General features: G+C 60.5%; 10 protein-coding genes, 1 tRNA gene and 6 pseudogenes. 9 read left to right on the forward strand and 8 right to left on the reverse strand.

Annotation, left to right across the window (positions count from 1 at the left end):
* Positions 1-123: 123 nt before the first annotated feature.
* Positions 124-1,369, forward strand: a pseudogene (gene amiC, locus JZM24_RS08165) (N-acetylmuramoyl-L-alanine amidase AmiC).
* Between the two features lie 136 nt (positions 1,370-1,505).
* Here amiC and JZM24_RS19145 read toward each other — a convergent pair.
* The 3 genes and pseudogenes from JZM24_RS19145 to JZM24_RS08180 form a co-directional block, all read right to left on the reverse strand.
* Positions 1,506-1,895 carry a type 2 periplasmic-binding domain-containing protein gene (locus tag JZM24_RS19145; protein WP_215669286.1) on the reverse strand — a complete coding sequence of 130 codons (390 nt, stop codon included), beginning with the start codon at positions 1,893-1,895 and terminating at the stop codon, positions 1,506-1,508.
* On the reverse strand, positions 1,852-3,942 hold the full coding sequence (locus tag JZM24_RS08175; protein ID WP_215669287.1) for a transporter substrate-binding domain-containing protein: 2,091 nt from the start codon (positions 3,940-3,942) through the stop codon (positions 1,852-1,854). The genes JZM24_RS19145 and JZM24_RS08175 overlap by 44 nt, the downstream gene beginning before the upstream one ends.
* Positions 3,935-5,367 (reverse strand): annotated as a pseudogene (locus JZM24_RS08180) (M20 family metallopeptidase). The gene JZM24_RS08175 and the pseudogene JZM24_RS08180 overlap by 8 nt, the downstream one beginning before the upstream one ends.
* Before the next feature lie 229 nt (positions 5,368-5,596).
* Here JZM24_RS08180 and JZM24_RS08185 point away from each other — a divergent pair.
* Positions 5,597-6,187, forward strand: a complete 591-nt coding sequence (locus tag JZM24_RS08185) for a GntR family transcriptional regulator (RefSeq protein ID WP_215669288.1) — start codon at positions 5,597-5,599, stop codon at positions 6,185-6,187.
* A gap of 394 nt (positions 6,188-6,581) precedes the next feature.
* Here JZM24_RS08185 and JZM24_RS08190 read toward each other — a convergent pair.
* Positions 6,582-6,658 (reverse strand) — tRNA-Met (locus tag JZM24_RS08190).
* Between the two features lie 205 nt (positions 6,659-6,863).
* Between JZM24_RS08190 and mltA the strand changes: the two are divergent.
* Positions 6,864-7,979 (forward strand): annotated as a pseudogene (gene mltA, locus JZM24_RS08195) (murein transglycosylase A); the annotation flags it as partial.
* A 291-nt stretch (positions 7,980-8,270) separates the two neighbouring features.
* A pseudogene (tcdA, locus tag JZM24_RS08200) lies at positions 8,271-9,095 on the forward strand (tRNA cyclic N6-threonylcarbamoyladenosine(37) synthase TcdA).
* A 228-nt stretch (positions 9,096-9,323) separates the two neighbouring features.
* Here tcdA and csdE read toward each other — a convergent pair.
* A complete protein-coding gene (gene csdE / locus JZM24_RS08205) occupies positions 9,324-9,731 on the reverse strand; it encodes a cysteine desulfurase sulfur acceptor subunit CsdE (protein WP_215669290.1) in 408 nt (135 codons plus the stop codon).
* An 11-nt stretch (positions 9,732-9,742) separates the two neighbouring features.
* Positions 9,743-10,948, reverse strand: a pseudogene (gene csdA, locus JZM24_RS08210) (cysteine desulfurase CsdA).
* Between the two features lie 171 nt (positions 10,949-11,119).
* On the opposite strand from csdA, the pseudogene JZM24_RS08215 reads away from it, so the two are divergent.
* The 4 genes and pseudogenes from JZM24_RS08215 (at position 11,120) to rlmM (ending at position 14,433) form a co-directional block, all read left to right on the forward strand.
* Positions 11,120-11,343, forward strand: a pseudogene (locus tag JZM24_RS08215) (YgdI/YgdR family lipoprotein).
* A 621-nt stretch (positions 11,344-11,964) separates the two neighbouring features.
* A complete protein-coding gene (locus JZM24_RS08220) occupies positions 11,965-12,927 on the forward strand; it encodes a transcriptional regulator GcvA (protein WP_215669291.1) in 963 nt (320 codons plus the stop codon).
* Positions 12,928-12,944: 17 nt separating this feature from the next.
* A complete protein-coding gene (locus JZM24_RS08225) occupies positions 12,945-13,340 on the forward strand; it encodes a DUF423 domain-containing protein (protein ID WP_215669292.1) in 396 nt (131 codons plus the stop codon).
* Complete coding sequence (gene rlmM, locus JZM24_RS08230; protein ID WP_215669293.1) at positions 13,333-14,433, forward strand: 23S rRNA (cytidine(2498)-2'-O)-methyltransferase RlmM; 1,101 nt, start codon at positions 13,333-13,335, stop codon at positions 14,431-14,433. Before JZM24_RS08225 ends, rlmM begins: the two co-directional genes overlap by 8 nt.
* Before the next feature lie 319 nt (positions 14,434-14,752).
* Here the strand turns inward: rlmM and JZM24_RS08235 are convergent, their stop codons facing one another.
* Positions 14,753-16,654, reverse strand: a complete 1,902-nt coding sequence (locus JZM24_RS08235) for a glycoside hydrolase family 3 protein (RefSeq protein WP_246579912.1) — start codon at positions 16,652-16,654, stop codon at positions 14,753-14,755.
* Between the two features lie 447 nt (positions 16,655-17,101).
* Between JZM24_RS08235 and JZM24_RS08240 the strand changes: the two genes are divergently transcribed.
* A complete protein-coding gene (locus JZM24_RS08240; protein ID WP_246579913.1) occupies positions 17,102-17,911 on the forward strand; it encodes a prepilin peptidase in 810 nt (269 codons plus the stop codon).
* Here the strand turns inward: JZM24_RS08240 and xni are convergent.
* A complete protein-coding gene (gene xni / locus JZM24_RS08245) occupies positions 17,908-18,660 on the reverse strand; it encodes a flap endonuclease Xni (RefSeq protein WP_215669294.1) in 753 nt (250 codons plus the stop codon). The two genes, JZM24_RS08240 and xni, sit on opposite strands and share 4 nt — an antisense overlap.
* Positions 18,661-18,693: the final 33 nt, after the last annotated feature.

The following is an 18,693-nucleotide window of genomic DNA, read 5'->3' on the forward strand; positions in this document are numbered from 1 at the left end:
GCCGCACGCCGCCTCTGTGCCGGCTTTTCCGGATGACAGCGGCCGGCGGTTTGGTTAAAGTTTCCGCCGTTAACGATAAACGATTGGTTTACCAGATAATGCACAATCTATTACCGGGGCGACATGCCTGAGTCAGAACACAACCGCGTTCGCCGTCGGCGGCTGCAAGGCGTGGCGGCCACCTGGCTGTTAAGCGTCAGCCGGGTTGGCTTCGCCGCTGCGCCCTCTATTGTGGCGGTGCGGATCTGGCCCGCCTCAAGCTATACCCGCGTGACGCTGGAATCCAATGTCACCCTGCAATACCGTACTTTTACCCTGAGTGGTCCGGACAGGCTGGTGCTCGATATCGAAGGCCTGCGGCTCGATTCTATGCTCAGCTAGCTAGGGGAGCGGGTACGGCCGGAAGATCCTTATATCGGCCAGGTACGGGTTGGCCAGTTCGACGGCCACACCGTGCGGCTGGTGCTGGAACTGAAACAGAAAGTGGCGCCGCGCTTTTTGACGCTGGCGCCGGCCCACGGCTTCCGGCACCGGTTGGTGCTGGATCTTTACCCGCAGGATGGCAGTCGTTCCTCGCTGCAAGACGATCCGCTGCTGGCGCTACTGGAAGATTATAACAAGGGTGATTTGGCACGCACCTTGCCGCCGGAGTCTCAGGCGCCACAGGCCGGCAAAGCCGGACGCGACCGGCCGGTTGTGGTGATGCTTGACCCGGGCCACGGCGGCGAGGATCCCGGCGCGATCGGTAAATTCAAAACCCTCGAGAAAGATATCGTGCTGCAAATCGCCCGCCGTTTAAGCGCGAGCCGAATATGCAGGTGTACATGACCCGCAATGAGGATGTGTTTATCCCGCTGAAGGTGCGGGTGGCGAAGGCCCGTAAGCAGCGGGCGGATCTGTTCGTCTCGATACACGCCGACGCCTTTACCCGCCGCAGCGCCCACGGCGCCTCGGTCTTTGCGTTGTCCACCAATGGCGCCACCAGCGCGGCGGCCCGCTATCTGGCCCAAACGCAAAATGCCGCCGATGAAATTGGCGGCGTGAGCAAAAGCGGCGATCGCTACCTGGATCATACCATTTTCGATTTGATGCAGACCGCCACCATTAACGACAGCCTGAAATTCGGCAAGCACGTGCTGAGCCACGTGGGCAAGATCACCCAGTTGCATAAAAAAGCGTCGATCAGGCGGGCTTCGCGGTACTGAAAGCGCCGGATATTCCGTCAATTCTGGTGGAAACCGCGTTCATCAGCAATGTTCAGGAAGAGCGGCGGTTGCGCACCGCCCGTTACCAGCAGCAGGTGGCGGAAGCCATTCTGGCCGGGATCAAAGCCTATTTTGCCGCCGGTGGGGTATTGGCGCGGCGTTAGCTTGTGGCGCCTGGGAACTCGGCGCCTGGCGTGGCCGATGCTAACATCCGCGCCCGGGGCGGCCTGCGCGTGCGCCGTTCCGTGGTTGGTCCACGCGTTTCCGAGGCTGGCGTTAGCGGGGCCGAGGGGGTCATTCTCAGGGGAGGTCCGGCGTCAGGTCCATTTTGCTCCATTTCTGCGACAGCTGGCGGATCACGCCATCGTGGTCAGCGCCGGTGATGGCGGCGTCAAAGGTAGCTTTCAGGCGGGTTTCTCCCTTGCGCATGCCCATCGCCACATCGGTAGCAAGCATCGCGCCCTTGAGATCCGGTCCGGCATTGATAAGATCGTCGTTTCCGGGTTTCGCCATTACCGAGCGGGCATAGACGCCGCTATCAAAACCGGCGTCGATGCGCCCGGCCTTGAGATCGAGATCTCGCTCCGCCGAACTGCGGTAGGTGCGGACGGTGACGTCGTCGCCGAAGTAGGTATTCATCAATTGCTCATGGCTGGTGGACTGGACGACGCCGACCGTCTTTCGTGGCAAGCGTCGCCATGATCGGATCCGCGTGGGTTTTATCGTTAAGATTCAACCGTTCGCCGCGCATCGGCATCGACGCCAAAGGCCCGTTTTTCAACACCAGAAAGCTGGCGACGCCGCGGGCGTAAGGGACGGTGAAATCCACCACCTTTTTACGTTTTTTATTAATTCCCAGCGTCATGACCAAATCGTACTTACCGACGTTGAGGCCCGGCACCAGCGTGGCCCAGGCGCCTCTTTCCAATTGACATTCCACTTTGGCGCGGCGGCATAGATCATGAATCAGATCCACGTCGAACCCTTGCAATTGACCATGTGAATCCAGAGCATTCCAGGGCGGAAACGCGCCCTCGATAGCGACGCGCACCCGCTGCCCGTCCTGGGCATCGGCGGCGAATGTCGTGAAGGCGAGGGCGGCTACCAACGCGGCGGCGAGATTGAGGCTCTGGCGCGCGGGAGCGGCGTAAAACGGCCGTTGATCGCTATCAACGGGCAACGCGGCCAGATCCAGCAGGCCGCTTAAGGACGGCCAGGCCGGGTGCGGCAGGGCGCTATCGTGGCAAAAACGATTCCCGGCGGTATAGTTGAGCGGAACCAGCAGGCGTGACGCGCGCATCATGGCGCTGTTCAGGCGCTTGGCCTGCTCGCCGGACGCGGTTAACGCCTGTTGATTGACTGCCGCCGCCTGCTGCAAACAGCGGACGCGCCGGCGCAGCAGACCGAGATCCATGCGATCCCCCAGCGCCGCCTGCAACGTGTCCAGTTCGGCGTCCAGCGAAACGCAGAAGGCGGTATAATCCAGCGGCACCACCGGCGCGCTGAGCAAGCGCCACAGCACCCGCAGTACGATGGCCGTGTCGCGCTGCAGATTGTCGGGGTCGATATGATCAAGCGTATCGTGCGGCGTATGCCACCACCAGCCGAGAGCGGTCAGCATTTTTACCGGGCCCGGCGGCTGGTGGCTGAGGCTGCCAAACATCGATGGAATGCCCACGCCCCAGAAAGATTGATCGGCGGCGCGACCGTGCCGGCGGCCGAGATGTTGCTGGCCGCTGATGGCCGCCACCGCTTCGGCAGCGACGACCTTCAGTTCGTCAATGACCGACGAATTGGTCAGCACGTTGGCGTTTTCGCCGCCGGTGGAGTCCACATTGACATGGGCGACGCAGCGTCGGTCAAGTTCATCCCAGTATTCGTCCGCGTACCAGGCGGAGCCGGAATAGCGGCCGTGGGAATGCCCGGACCAGAAACACAAGCGCAAACCGCGCTGCCAGCCCGCTTGCGCCTCGGCCAATAGCCGCGCCGCCTCCAGCATGGTGGCGTTGGCGCTGCCGTTATCCATCACCCCGTAATGCCAGGTATCGTGGTGGCCGGCGAACAGCACAAAGGGGGCTTCATCGCCGGCGGGCGACAGGTCGGCCACAAGAATAGGCGTTTTGCGCCAGACGGTGTCGACCTCAGTATACAGCGTGACCTGCGGTGACTCGCCGGCGCGGCAGCGGTCGCGCAGCGGCGCGCCGTCATCCCGGCTGATGGTACAGATAACCGTCGAGGGCAAGAGCGGGCGGGTGTGCTGCGAGGGGCTGCCCCATACCGGCGAGACGCACATCTCGTAAAGATGTTCCGTCGGGCTGATGTGCAATTGGCCCACCGCGCCATAGCGTTTGGCCAGCGCCGCCTCTTCCTCGGTAGTGATGCCGTCTATCAGCACGATCTTGCCGGCCACATCCGCCGCGGCGAAATCAGCTTCCCGGCCTGCGCCGATATACTGAAGCGGCGCGGTGACTCCCTCCGGGTCCGTGGCAACCGACATCGAGTGGGTAATGCAGGGGATAGCCTGACCGTCTACCGTTACGCGTGCCTCGCCGGGCAGGCTTATCCAGGCGTCGTGGGATAGCAGCTCGGTGCGGTAGCCGTAAGATTGCATCTGCTGGCGCAAATAGTGGAAGCTCTCAAGCTCAGGCGCCGTCCCGTATAATTTGACGCGTTTGGCGAACTCGGCCAAATGCCCCATCAGACGCGAGCGGTCAGGCGTGGCGGCGAAATCAGACATGGGCGTTCTCCGGTAACGGCGGTTGCACATCGTCCGGGATCGGATTGATAAACGGACGACCGGCCAGGCGCCGGGCGAAATCCTCCTGCGCGCGGGCGATAAGCGCCGGATCATGCAACAGATCCAGCGCGGGGGCGGCCATGGCCTTGGCGGCATGGACCATCCCCTTATGGGCGGCGGGCAATTTCCCCTGCGCGACCAACTGCCAGGAGTGCCCCGGCGTGCCGATGGCGTAAGTGGCGCCGCGCAGCTGTACCGTCGGTACCACCCAACTGACGGTACCAACATCGGTGGAGCCGACCAGGGGGTGCCGTCGCCGCTTTCCGGCGCAAAAACCACATCACACAACGGCACATCGTTGCGCACCGGCAGCCCAAAACGGCCGAAAAACGCGGCGATATCGTCGGCGCTAAACGTTTTTTGAAACTCAGCGGCGGTGCGGTTGTCCGCGTCGTCGAACGGCGGCGAACCGAGCCGTTAAATGTGCCGGTGCATAAGCTGCTCCAGCGGCGTATTGCCCACCAGATTGGCGTCTCCGCTGAGCACTTCATGGCGTAGCGTCGTTTCCGTCATCAGCGCGGCGCCGCGCGCCACATTTTTCACGCGCTCCACCAGCGCCAATAGGTCCGGCAGCGTGCGCGAGCGGATCAAATAGCGCACCGTCGCTTTCGCCTGCACCACATTCGGCGAATGGCCGCCGGTATCGGTGACGGCGTAGTGGATACGGGCCGTCGAGGGCATATGTTCGCGCAGATAGTTAACGCCGACGTTCATCAGTTCAACCGCATCCAGCGACGAACGGCCCAGGTGAGGGGACGCGGCGGCGTGGGCGGCGCGGCCGCTGAAATGAAAATTCAGCTCGTTACAGGCCAGCGAAATAGGATTGTTCACCCCGGTGAAAGCCGCCGGATGCCAGGAAATGGCGATATCCACGTCATCGAAAACCCCGGCGCGCACCATAAACCCTTTCGATGAGCCGCCTTCCTCCGCCGGACAGCCGTAATAGCGTATGCGACCTTTAATGCCGAGCGCGGCCAGGGTATCTTTCACCGCCGGCGCCGCTAATAAAGAGCCGGCGCCCAGCAGGTTATGGCCGCAGCCGTGACCGTTGCCGCCGTTGCTTTCCGGGCGGGGCATGGCGACGCCGGCCTGTTGGCTCAGGCCCGGCAGGGCATCGAACTCGCCGAGAATGGCGATGACCGGTCCGCCGTCCCCTGCTTCTCCCATTACCGCCGTAGGGAGGCCAGCCAGGCCGGTTTCCACCCGAAATCCTTGCTGTTCCAACAGGGCCTTATGGGCAGCTACCGATTGATATTCTAAATAATTGGTTTCGGTGGTGTCCCAGACACGATCGCTTAACGCGCAAAAAGCGGCCTGCAGCTCATTGATACGGGCATCAAGCAGGTCGGTAACGGAGGTAGGCATGGTGCAGTTTCCAAAATGTTTACCAAAATTGGCACCAATTTACGTCGCCTGTTTTGATTGTGCAATGGTTAACCGCGGCTATAAGACAACGTTATGACGCGCGCATTGGTATCAGAGTAGTAATAGACGCGGCGCGGTGGCAGAATGCGCCGATAAACACTGAGAATTTTTTATGCCTAAGCAGAAACGACCGGCTTCGTCGGCGGTACTAACCGATAAGGTCACGTAATTGATCCTGCACGATATTCAGACCGGCCTGCTGGCGCCCGGCGCCTGGCTGAAACAAATCGATTTGCAGCAGCGTTACCGTTGCGGCCGGCCGGAGGTGCGTCGAGCCTTGGACAGACTGGCGCAAAAGCGGCTGGTAGCTCATGTGCCCAACCGCGGCTACCATGTGTACCGGCCCGATGGCCGTCAGGAAGCAGAGGTCGCGAAGATCCGTATTCTGCTGGAAACCGGCGTCGCCGGCCGCATTGCCGGCTGCGCTACGGCTGCGGATATCGCGCTGCTTGAGCAATTGGCGGCGGAGTTCGTGCGGCTTTTGGCCGACGGCACCACCCTGGAACTGTACGAGGCCAATCTGGCGTTTCATCATCTGCTGTCGCTGTGCGGTAACCAGGAGCTGGTGGCGCTGGTGGCGGACATCCGCCAGCATACCAGCGCCGCGCCGGTGCATCAGTGGACCACCCGGGCGCGGATTGAGCAGTCTGCCCGCGAGCATGATGAGATGATTGAGGCGGTACGTCAGGGCGACGGCACGCGTCTGGGGGCGATGTTGGGCGTGGCATATCCGTCAACAGGACCGCTAACGGCAACATAACCGTTGCGACAGTGGAACCACTCACGGCAGCAGAGGCAGATCCGTTGTAGCAGTATAACCACTAACGGCAACATAACCGTTGCGGCGCTATGACCGCCAGCGACGGCAAATCCGTTACGGCAGTAGGACCATCCATGGCCGCAGCCCCCTGGCGGCGGTCTGACCGCCAACGGCAGCAGGCTTTACCATTAGCGCCAGTAAATCGTCAGGGGTAACCGTCTCGCCGGGCGCCTGTGGTAAGGCCCTGGACGGCGGTGCCGGCCGGCGGAAACGCGGCGGCCGCTTTTGATGCTGGCGGAAGACAGACGAAAAAAAACGCTTTATTGCTTTGTATCATTACAAGAATGTACAAAGCGATAAAGCGTTATTAACCACAGTAACAGCTACGGGAGATTGGTTGCGGGGGCCGGATTTGAACCGACGACCTTCGGGTTATGAGCCCGGCGAGCTACCAGGCTGCTCCACCCCGCGTCCGTGGAAGCGCACTATACTCTGTAGCGGTTTTGATGCAACCCATTTTTGCTAAATAGCCTCTATTCTTCTGATATTTGTTCAATTTCACCCCGTTGTGCTGCTTTTATCAACAACTCATTGAATGGGCATAATAATAATGAATTTAATTATGATGGCGCCTCTGCTATCGTTCGCCGTTAGGATTTAACGGCGCGAGAACGTTATGAGTAAACAGTGGGTAATCTCTCTGATCGGCGGCGTGATTATCGCCATTCTTGCCGGGTGCCAATCCCGTCCAACCGATCGCGGACAGCAGTATAAAGATGGTCAACTGAAGGAGCCGCTGGCGCTGGTCAACGCGCCCAATGCCCGCGGTAAGCCGGTTAATGCCGGGGATTATGCCGATCAGGTGCTCGAAACCCAATACGCCGCCGCCACCCTGTTTCAGCGCAACCAGACCGATTTTGCCGCCATCCAGCGCTGGGCGCAGGCCGGTGGCGATACGCGCCAATTGAGCCAGTACGGTATCAAGGCCTATCAAATGGAAGGGGCGGATAACTACGGCAATGTGCAATTTACCGGTTATTACACGCCGGTGGTGCAGGCGCGCTATACGCCGCAGGGGGAGTTCCGCTATCCGCTGTACCGTATGCCGTCCCGTAGCAAGAATCGCCGCTTGCCGGATCGCGCCGCCATCTACAGCGGCGCGCTCATCAGCGGTCTGGCTATCGCCTGGACCAATTCGCTGATGGATAATTTCATGATGGAGGTCCAGGGCAGCGGCTATGTCGATTACGGAGATGGCCGGCCGCTGATGTTTTTTGCCTATGCCGGCAAAAACTGTCATGCCTACCGCAGTATCGGCAAGGTCCTCATCGATCGCGGCGAGGTGGCGCGGGAGGATATGTCGATGCAGGCGATCCGCCATTGGGCCGACACCCACAGCGAGGCCGAAGTGCGTGAGTTGCTCGAACAAAATCCGTCGTTCGTGTTTTTCAAACCGGTTCCCTTCGCGCCGGTGAAGGGGGCAAGCGCGGTACCGCTGGTGGCAAAAGCGGCCGTGGCCTCCGACCGTTCGCTTATCCCCGCCGGGAGCACTATCCTAGCAGAGGTGCCGCTGCTGGACAACAGAGGTAAATTCACGGGAAAATATGAGCTCCGGCTGATGGTGGCCCTGGACGTCGGTGGCGCAATCAAAGGCCAGCATTTCGATATGTATCAGGGTATTGGACCGGAAGCGGGCCATTCCGCCGGCTATTACAACCATTACGGTCGCGTCTGGGTGCTGAAGAGCGCAGGGAATAGCGGCCCGCTGTTCACCGCCTACACTGGCGGCAGCGGTCAAGCCGGCGTAGCGGGAACGAACGCCGGCGTCGGCACCGGCGCGACAGCCACGGGTCTGACGGGCACCGCCGCCGGCGGTGTGATTAACGCGACAGCCACGGGGTTGACGGGGGGGACTCTGGCGGTGTAACGGGCGCGACGGGGTTTGGTCTCACCGGTGCCCAGCCGGTCTTGCGGCCGGCCCCCAACACCGTGCAGGTTATCTACGATAACTGACCGGTGGCGTAGATTTCACCCTTTATCAAGCGGCCTGCGGGCCGCTTTTGTTAACTGAGGCACCATGAACATGAATGATCACCTATCAGACGCCTGGTTGCAGCGCTTCGGCGGTACCGGCCGGCTGTATGGCCGGGATGCGCTGGCGGTCTTCGCTGCCGCCCACGTCTGCGTGATCGGTATAGGCGGGGTAGGTTCTTGGGCGGCGGAAGCGCTGGCCCGTACCGGTATCGGTGCGATAACCGTGATTGATATGGACGACGTGTGCGTCACCAATACCAACCAGCAAATCCACGCCCTGCGCGACCGCGTCGGGCAGCCGAAAATCGCGGTGATGGCCGAACGGCTCGCGGCCATTAACCCCGAATGTCGGGTCACCGCTATCGATGATTTTATCACCGCCGACAACGTGGCCCAAAGGCTAGATGGCGGCTTCGACTATGTTATTGACGCTATCGACAGCGTGCGGGCCAAAGCGGCGCTGCTGGCGTACTGCCGACGTTATAAAATGCCGGTGGTGTGCGTAGGCGGCGCCGGCGGTCAGACCGACCCTACCCGCATTCAGGTAGCGGATCTGGCGAAAACCATTCAAGGTCCGCTGGCGGCGAAAGTGCGCGATCGCCTGAAGCAGACGTTTCACGTGGTGAAAAACAGCAAGGGCAAGCTGGGCATCGACTGCGTTTTTTCCAGCTAACAGCTGGTTTATCCCCAGCCCGACGGTTCGGTCTGCGCCTCGACCTCAACGGCGGAGGGACCCAAACGAATGGACTGCGCGTCGGGTTTTGGCGCCACGACCATGGTGACCGCGACATTTGGTTTTGTCGCCGTGGCGCATGCGCTGAAAAAAATGCTGGCCAAGGCGCGGCGACAGCATGCCACACCGCCCATAGCCTGACCCCATTGCGGTCTGGCGTGACGCTGGCCTGCGGTCGTTTGCTGCGCTTGCTTACAGCTTACAGCGGAGAGGGGGCAGCGAAGGGGACAGCGGACAACGGAGAGAGGATAACGGACAGCGGACAACGGTAGGCGCTCGGCGGTGGGCGTAGACGATGGCGCCAGCTTACGCCTGTGTCCTTTGCCGTCGGGTGTCGTGCCGGCCGGGTTGCGCCGGCAGGCGTGGCCGTTAGCCGTCGGCGCGGCTGGCGCTCAACTCCGCCTCCAAACCCAGCTCGCGCAACAGCGACAGCGGATCGGTCTGGCGCAGCTGTATCGCGGTCTTGCCCTCCACAGCGGTCAGCACGATAGCTAATAGCCCTTTGACGATGCGTCCGTCGCTGTCGGCATAGAAATGCAGGGTGCCGTCGGCCAGTGGCTGGTGCGCCAGCCACACCTGGCTTTCACAGCCTGCGAGGACGGTTGCGGGCGTCTTAAGGTGATCCGGCAGCGGCGGCAGCGCCCGGGCCAGCGTTATCACCTGCCGCAGTCGATCTTCCCACTGCCGGCAGGCGGCAAAGCGGCGGGCCAGTTCCGCGGCGGTAATCTCGGTACCGAACGGGTGTGGGCCGTGCAGGGAAAAAGCCTCTTCTGTCATGCCGAGCTCCGTTAGTCGCTGAAAAGGTCCAGGGCGGCGTTGGTCGCCTCCAGCAGACGATCTACGTCCGCAAGGGCATTATAGGTGGCGAAAGACGCGCGTACGGTGCCAGGGAGGCCAAGGGCGGCCATCAGCGGCTGGGCGCAATGCTGGCCGGCGCGCACCGCCACGCCGGATTTTGCCAGCACCTGGGCGATATCCTACGGGTGGATGCCGGCGATAACGAATGACAGCAGCGGCGACCACGGGCAGCGAAAAGCGCGAAACCCCGCCAGCCGCGACAGCCGTTGTTGGGCGGCATCCGCCAGCGAGACGCTCCAGGCCTCGGCTGCCGCGAGATCCTGCAGCGCCAGCCAGCCGAGTGCGGCATCCAAACCGATAACGCCGGCAATATTCGGCGTGCCCGCCTCAAAACGGTGCGGCGGCGGCTGAGGGATAAGCTCATCGAACGACACCGCACTGAGCATTTTCCCGCCGCCCTGCCAGGGTGGCATCGCCGCCAGAAGATCGGTTTTGCCATACAGGACGCCAATACCGGTCGGACCAAAAAGTTTATGACCGGAGAAGGCGTAAAAGTCGATATCCCACGCCGCGACATCCGGCCTGCCGTGTACCACCCCTTGAGCGCCGTCCACCACAATCACCGCCGACGTCTGGCGTATGCGGGGGATAATCTGATGTAAATTCGGGCAGCCGCCGGTAACGTTGGACATTTGGCTCAGCGCCACAATTCGTGTGCGGGCGGTCAGCAGCGTGGAGAGTTGTCGCTCATCGGGCAGGAGATCGTGGCCGATGGGCCATTTGATCACGCGGGCGCCGGTCTGCTGCGCCACCATCAGCCAGGGAACCAGATTGGCGTGGTGTTCGCTCTGTGCAACCAATATCTCGTCGCCGGGTTGCAGGTGCGGTCGCGCATAGCTTTGGGCTATCAAATTAAGTGACTCGGTGGTACCGCGGGTCAAGACAATGTCCTCTACGCGCGGGGCGCCGAGCCAGCGGGCCACCTGGTGACGCGCCAGCTCATAGCGGGCGGTCAGGGATTGCGCTCGCTGGTAGCTGCTGCGATGCACGTTGCCCTGCGCCAGGCGATAAAAATCGTCGGTTGCCGCCAGCACTGGCTGCGGTTTCAGGGCGGTGTCCGCGCTGTCCAGATAGGCGCCACCCGCGCTCAGGGCCGGGAAATGGGAGCGAAAAGCATTACAGTCAAACTGGGTCACGGAAGTCCTCAAGTGGCAACGGACACGCCAGTACGGCGGCTAAGTCGTCGAATTACATGTCATTTTCTGGCAAAATCGAGAAAGCCGGTTATGCTTATAACTATCGGGTAATGCCAATACCCTAAGCGAATAATGGACGATTACAGTAGTTTACTCTGCGAGGAATAATCAATGAAGAAAACAGCCGCAGTTCTTACCGCCTGTGCCTTAGCCTTTACGCTCAGCGCCTGCGCTCAAGCAATTACGTCATGCATACCAATGATGGCCGGACTATTGTAACCTCTGGCAAGCCGAAAGTGGATGATGATACCGGCATGATTAGCTACAAAGATGTCTCGGGCACCCAGCAGCAAATCAACCGCTCTGACGTGAAAGAGTTGATGGAAGCGCAATAACCTTCGCGCTTCAGCTCGCTTGCGCCCGCCGGGACAAACCTCGCGGCAGCCTGCGCTGGCCGCCTGTACCAGTACCGGTAGTAGGCGCGGGCTAGGGCATAAAAGCCGCTATTGTCTGCCTGAGTTCCCTGTTCCATCACCTTGCCGCAGGCCAGACCGGGCTCGCCTCGGTCGGCATGGCACGCCGTTTAGGTAAGGAGAACACCCACCGCCGCCGCAGCCCCATTGCCACCGCGGTCTCTCTGTCGTCGCGGTCTTTTGTCGCCCCTGTTTTTCCGTCCTCTCCCCAGACCTCTGGCGATGGACAAAAAAAGCACCGCAGGCGCGGTGCTACTTTTCTCTATGGACAGACAGAAAAATGTATCCAAAAACGGATTTATAAAGGGGGCTCGCAGTAGCGGCCCAATCTGCAAACACAACATCACATCACTCGCCAAAAGCACTTTGAAAACATTAGCTTCCTAATCGCTTTTCGTTCCGGCTTGTGAATGGCAACAACTATAGGTATTTGCTGGCGCATCATCAACGGACAAATTATAATGCCTCGGATAAAAAAACTAATAGATGAACTGCCTATGCCGGCCCTACCCATGATACCTAATCCAAAAAAAGCGCCAGCCTATGTCCAAACGACTCCCTCCGCTTAATGCCCTGCTGGTGTTCGACGCGGCGGCGCGCCATTTGAGCTTTACCAAAGCGGCGGACGAATTATTCGTCACGCAGGCCGCCGTCAGCCATCAGATCAAATCGCTGGAGGGCTTTCTCGGCCTGAAACTGTTTCGTCGCCGCAATCGCTCGTTGCTGTTGACCGAGGAAGGGCAAAGCTATTGTCTTGATATAAAAGAAATTTTCTCGGCACTGGCGGAGGCGACACGCAAATTGCAATCGCGTAGCGCCAAAGGTGCGCTTACGGTCAGTCTGCTGCCGAGTTTTGCCATTCAGTGGCTGGTGCCGCGTTTGTCGAGTTTCAACGCCGCCTGGCCGGGTGTGGATGTCCTCATCCAAGCGGTGGATCGCGAAGAAGATAAGCTGGGGGATGACGTGGACGTGGCCATTTTTTATGGTCGCGGTAATTGGCCCGGCTTAAGGGTGGAGAAGTTGTATGCCGAATACCTGTTGCCGGTGTGCGCGCCGGCTTTGTTGACCGGTACCCATCCGCTGAAAACGCCGGCGGATCTGATTCACCATACCCTCTTGCATGACGCCTCGCGGCGGGAGTGGCTGGCCTACAGCCGGCAGTTGGGCCTGAGCCAGCTCAATGTGCAGCAGGGCCCGATTTTCAGCCACAGAGCCATGGTACTGCAGGCGGCGATCCACGTTCAGGGAGTGGCGCTGGCCAACAACGTCATGGCGCAGACGGAAATCGAGGCCGGCCGGCTGGCGTGCCCGTTTAATGAGGTGCTGGAAAGCAAAAACGCATTTTATTTGGTTTGCCATGACAGCCAGTCGGAAGTGGGTAAAATCGCCGCCTTTCGTCAATGGATCCTGGCGCGCGCGGCCAGCGAGCAGGAGACGTTCCGCTTTCGTTACGCCGCGTCGCAGACGCTGGCGCTGGCGCCGCTACACGGCACCCTCCATCAATAATTATTGTAATTGTGAACATGCGTAGTCGTGGAATGCTGATTTTTGCCGCCCTGAGTGGTTTTTTATTTGTAGCTATTGGCGCCTTTGCCACCCATAGCCTGCGTCTGTCGCTGGGCGAGCTGGAAATGGCATGGTTGCGAACCGGTTTGGAATATCAGGCGTTTCATACGCTGGCGATAATGGCCCTGGGCGCGGTGATGCTGCGTAACCCCAACCTGTGGTTCTACTGGAGCGGCGTGCTGCTGGCTATCGGCATCGTACTGTTTTCCGGCAGTTTATATTGCCTGGCGCTATTGCACCTGCGCCTGTGGGTGTATATCACGCCCATCGGCGGCGTGTGTTTCCTGGCGGGCTGGGTATTGCTGTTGATTGGCGCGCTGCGCCTGAAAAAGAAGGCCGAACGCCGTGAATAACGTTATTTTGTATTGCCGCCCCGGCTTTGAGAAAGAGTGCGCTGCCGAGATCACCGAAAAAGCCGCCGCGCGGGAAATTTTCGGCTTTGCGCGCGTTAAGGACAACAGCGGGTACGTGGTGTTTGTCTGTTATCAGCATGAAGAGGCCGACCGGCTGGTGCGTACGTTGCCGTTGCGCAGCTTGATTTTTGCCCGTCAGATGATGCTGGCGGGAGAGCTGCTGCGCGGCCTGCCCGCCGAGGATCGCATCACGCCGATAGCCGGTATGCTGACGGGGGCTGTCGCTGGCGCGGGTGAATTGCGGGTTGAAGTACCTGATACTAATGAAAGCAAAGAGCTGATGAAGTTCTGTCGCAAATTCACCGTGCCGCTGCGGGCTGCCCTGCGCGCACAACGGATCCTCAAGGGGCAGGAACACAGCTCGCCGCAGGTCATCCACGTCCTGTTTATCGCGCCGGGATGTTGCTATGCGGGCTACTCTTATCGTGATAATCATTCCCCGTTCTATATGGGCATTCCCCGGCTGCGATTTCCGCCCGATGCGCCCAGCCGCTCCACGCTGAAACTGAAGGAGGCTTTCCATGTTTTTATCCCCGCCGATGAGTGGGACGAACGCCTCGGCAGCGGTATGTACGCGGTGGATTTGGGCGCCTGTCCCGGCGGCTGGACTTACCAATTAGTGAAACGCAGTATGATGGTACATGCGGTGGATAACGGCACGATGGACGAGGCGCTGATGGCGACAGGGCAGGTGATCCATCATCTCGCCGACGGTTTCCGTTTCGAGCCGCCGCGCAATAATGTCTACTGGCTGGTGTGCGATATGGTGGAAAAACCCTCCCTCGTGGCGCAATTGGCCGCGAACTGGCTGGTGAATGGGTGGTGCCGCGAGGCGATTTTCAACCTTAAGCTACCGATGAAAAAACGCTATGAAGAAGTTAGCCAGAACCTGCGCCTGCTGGGCGACCAATTGCAGGCGAACGGGATACATGCGGAAGTGCACGCCAAGCAGCTGTACCATGACCGGGAGGAAGTGACGGTGCATGCCCGCCGGTTCTGGAGCGCGGTGCCGGGACGGCGCGACGAACGCTGATGGCGTGTCGCATGTCGCAACCTGCGCCTCATCGCGCGTCAGGAAACGTCTTGGTCACCTGCAGACAGGGGTAATCTTTGCCCACCGTCGCGTGGCCGCCGGGATAGGGCGCATGATAGGGCCGGCGTGACAGGTTACTGGTACCGCCGGGATCGCGTAAGATCCGGAGGGTGTTTACCGTCGGATCACGCCGCGGCCGGCGGGGCGACACAAAGGGACCGTCAGGGTCTCGCCATCGCCGGCTAATGGCACCAAGCCACCGGCGAGACGCTAACCTGACCGGTAAGCCCCCACACCGCTGCCGCGGCAATGCGAGCTTTTAGCAGCTCAGGCCGAAGCCGCGCGGGTAGCGGATATCGGTTGCTGCCTCCTGCCGATCGACATTATAAATATTTACCGGCAGCTTACCGCTCGGTTGCAACTCCCCCACCAACGCCCGCGCGGCGGCAAATAGCGACTCGCCCCGGCGGACGTCGTTGTCCAGACCGTAATAGGCATAGGTGGCCAACACCGCGTCGGTCTTGCCATCAAAGTGAATAATGTCGTAGGGCGAACGCAGCAGCAGCACGATTTTCTTCTGCTGGCGGCGGGCATAATCGATAATGGCGGCAATCGAGGCCGTGTCGCTGGTCGCGCCAGCGCCGCCGGCCTGACCGTTGTTCTCCACCGGGCTGACGCCGACCGCCTGGCTGCCGACGATTACGATATCGCAGCGGTCGATTTCCCGTTGTTGCGCCTGCCAGGCGATTTCTGCGAGCTTATGGCTATTGACGTCGTGAAAGCCCTTTTGCGTCAACACCTGCCGTACGGCATGACCCTGTTCGCCCCAGGGCGTGAGAATGACGATCTTGCGACTGACGTCCCGCAGCGGCAGCAATTGATGGTTTTGCAATAACGTGATCGATTGATCGGCAATCGCAATTTCGACTTCTTTCGCCAGACGCCGCTCGGTCTCGCCGATGGCGTGGGCGGCCGTCTGGCCCGCCAAGATGTTTTTGGCCCGTTTCAGCGTCAGGATCCGCGCCACCGAGGCATCAATGTCCTCGCCGTTAATCTCGCCGTCTTCAACCTGCGTGACGACATAGTCGATAAGCTGGCGCAGTTTATTCTCTTCCTCAGGCGCCTGTACGCTGACCGGCATCAGAGCGATATCAATACCGGCGTTGAACACCCGCTTCACCACGTCGCGCGGATCGAAGTTGTCGCTAATGGCCTTCATATCCAATGCATCGGTAATGGTCACGCCGCGGTAGCCCAACTCCTGTCGCAGCAGGTCGTGCTGGATCCTGCGCGACAGGGTGGCGGGAACCACAATGTTCTCGCCGTCGAGCCTGGTGATGCGGCTGTCATCGAGGGCCGGGTATTGAATATGGGCGGTCATGATCATGTCCGGCGCCTCATCCTCGGCGATAGCGGCGCTATAGGGTGCCAGGTCGATGGCGTAGGTCTCCTCCCGGTTGCGGTCCACTCTCGGTAAATCCAAGTGGGAGTCGGTATGCGTATCGCCATGGCCAGGAAAGTGTTTGTAACAGGTGACTACCCGCTCATTGCCTCTTACCAGTTCCCGGGCCAACCGATCCACATGGGCTGGAGAATCGCTGAACGCGCAAACGTTGATAACCGGGTTGGCCTGATTACTGTTGACGTCCACCACCGGCGCAAAATTGACGTTGATGCCCAGGCTGCGCAGTTCCTGCGCCATGATCTTGCCCTGCAGGTAGGGCAGTACGCTTTCGCTGTGGCCCTCGTACAGTGCCCCGAGCGGCATATTGCCCGCAAAAGCGGTGTACTCGCCGCGCGGCAGGCGAAAGACGTTGCCGCCTTCATTATCGGTAGCAATCATCAAGCCGATGCCGTGAGTCTGGGGCACGGCGGCTAATTGCGCCGTCAGGTGGCGGATCTGATCGGCACTTTTCAGGTTATTGGCAAACAAAATGACACCGCCGATATGGTAATTACACAAAATGTTTTCGATGTTTGCGTTGATCGCCACGGTGTCCTGCGCCGCGCCGCTGGCGCTATCTCGGCCCCAGTAGCGGAAATCGAGCATGATTTTTTGACCAATTTTTTCTCTGAGCGTCATGTTGGCCAAGACGGTCTGGCTGTTGTCGGCGGACGTCAGCGCCTGGCTTAGCGCGCTGGTGCGATGCTGATTCGTCGGCGCAGCGGCGACGGCGCCGGTGACGCCATTGACACGTGAAGGGGGGATGGTGTTCATCATGTGCTCTCTCGATGGGTGTAAACAGGGGGCGGTCATCTTTCCCGTCGCGGACACGCGGGGGATCCGTGTTTATCAGATGAATATCCTTACAGGCCCGGTGCATACCGCACACCTGCACTGCGACACATCATGCCTGCCGTGGACAAAACAGTAAATTGCCGCGTGGCGGCCGGACGGGCAATAGGAGATTAGCCGTGCGTTTACCACCAGACAGGCACGAGCGACCGTCTGCGATGCGTTATCCAGATTCATGGGCGCACGCTGGCCGGCGGTCGGCGGCTATGGCAGAGTTTGCCCAATCGAAGGGATGGGGACGTGAGGGACGGTTTGCTTTCGCGGAAGAACCGCTAGCGTTTGGTCGCTGTTATACAAGCGGTGGGGCATATGTGCCGCCATTTTCCAGGCGCCTGCCGCCAATCGCCCCGCATGGACAAAAGAGGATGACTTATGGCCCGGTTGAATGCCGCCATGATGGCGATTATTGGCGTGTTTTGGGAGGATGGACCGCGCGTGGCATCAGAGGGCCTGGCGAGGGTAGCGCCCGCCGGGCTCCCGGGCGGGGTGCCGGTGGCGCTGTCGGACGTTTTCACGCCACCGCTGTGGCAAATGCTCTTGCTGCTGCTCGGCCTAACGGTGGGGCTGGCGCTGCATTTAGTGCTGTTACACCTCCTGGAGGGATCTCCCTTTTTGCGCTGTCTTCCCCGGCGACGTCGCGGGCGCCGCAGTAATCCCTTCACGCGTCGCTGGCCGTTGGCGCTGTGCGTTGGTGTACTGTTTCTGCTGGCTGCAGTCCATTTTGCGCCGGGTGCCGCGCTGGCGGGCGCGGTCATGTTGCTGAGCGCGCTTTTGCTGCTGGCGGTGGTGGACGCGGCGACATGGCGGCTACCGGACGTCATCACCCAGCCGCTGCTGTGGCTGGGGCTGTTATTCAATCTCGGCGCCACGTTTGTACCTCTGTCTGATGCGGTGTGGGGCGCGGTGAGCGGTTATCTGACGCTGTGGTGCGTCAACGGCGTTTACCGGCTGGCGCGCGGTCGCCATGGGCTTGGGGCGGGGGATTTTAAGCTTCTGGCGGCGCTGGGCGCCTGGCTGGGCTGGCGTGCATTGCCGCTATTGCTGCTGCTGGCCGAGGCGGGAGGGGTGTTATGCATTTTATGCCTGCGGCGATGGCGCTGCGCGACGCTGGCGATGCAGCTGGCGTTTGGTCCCTGGCTCGCGCTGGCGGGGGGTCTGCTACTGTTTTGCTGCGTGGGTTAACGTAAGCGCAATTGCTGTAGATTGCCCTGTAGCGTCACTGCGGTATCCAGCGTCACCACCCGGCGGCAGAGAAACGCCAGGTCACGATCGCGTTCCAGTCTGTGCCGCCATTTCTCCGGCACTTGCGCCAGCCGCTGATACAGCGTTTCCAGCGTGCCCGCCTCGCTGATAAGCTGCGCGGCGCCTTTTGGACCGATGCCGGCAACGCCTGGGATTTTGCTGCTGCTCACGCCCGCTAATCCCCAGAAATCGGTCAATTGTTGTGGCTGGACGCCAAAATGCCGCGTGACGAAAGGCATATCCAGCCAGCGTTTTTGAAAGTAGTCACGGATTTGTATCGAGGGTGAAAGCAACTGGCAATAGCCTTTATCGGTAGAGACCAACGTCACCCGATGCCCGCCTGACGCCACCTTGATCGCCAGCGTGGCGGCGATATCATCCGCCTCATAACCGCTGGCGTGCCAGCAGGCGACGGACTGGCGATTAAATTCCGTGCGGATGGCCGGCATCAGCGCCTGCAGATCTTGCGGCATCGGCGCGCGGCCGCTTTTGTATTGCGGTAACTGCTGATGGCGCCAGCTTTCGTGGCGCTCATCGTCGTCAAACACCGCCACGGCGTGGCTGGGGGAGCAGTGGACAATAAGCTGGCTCAGGGCGTGTCCGCAGGCGGCCAGACAGGAGGCGCCCTGCACGGCATGAATGCGGCGGATGAGATTGAGCGCGTCAACGATTAACAAATGTACCGACATGGAGTGCCATCCTGATTATCCATTGGGCGTGGC

The organism is Candidatus Sodalis endolongispinus (assembly GCF_018777395.1).
Classification (GTDB): domain Bacteria; phylum Pseudomonadota; class Gammaproteobacteria; order Enterobacterales; family Enterobacteriaceae; genus Sodalis_B; species Sodalis_B endolongispinus.

Bases quoted from the DNA above. Each gene is read 5' to 3' on its own strand.
- JZM24_RS08175 (WP_215669287.1), bottom strand. From the start codon at position 3,942: ATGTCTGATTTCGCCGCCACGCCTGACCGCTCGCGTCTGATGGGGCAT.
- JZM24_RS08235 (WP_246579912.1), bottom strand. From the start codon at position 16,654: ATGATGAACACCATCCCCCCTTCACGTGTCAATGGCGTCACCGGCGCC.
- xni (WP_215669294.1), bottom strand. From the start codon at position 18,660: ATGTCGGTACATTTGTTAATCGTTGACGCGCTCAATCTCATCCGCCGC.
- csdE (WP_215669290.1), bottom strand. From the start codon at position 9,731: ATGACAGAAGAGGCTTTTTCCCTGCACGGCCCACACCCGTTCGGTACC.
- JZM24_RS08220 (WP_215669291.1), top strand. From the start codon at position 11,965: ATGTCCAAACGACTCCCTCCGCTTAATGCCCTGCTGGTGTTCGACGCG.
- JZM24_RS08240 (WP_246579913.1), top strand. From the start codon at position 17,102: ATGGCCCGGTTGAATGCCGCCATGATGGCGATTATTGGCGTGTTTTGG.
- JZM24_RS08225 (WP_215669292.1), top strand. From the start codon at position 12,945: ATGCGTAGTCGTGGAATGCTGATTTTTGCCGCCCTGAGTGGTTTTTTA.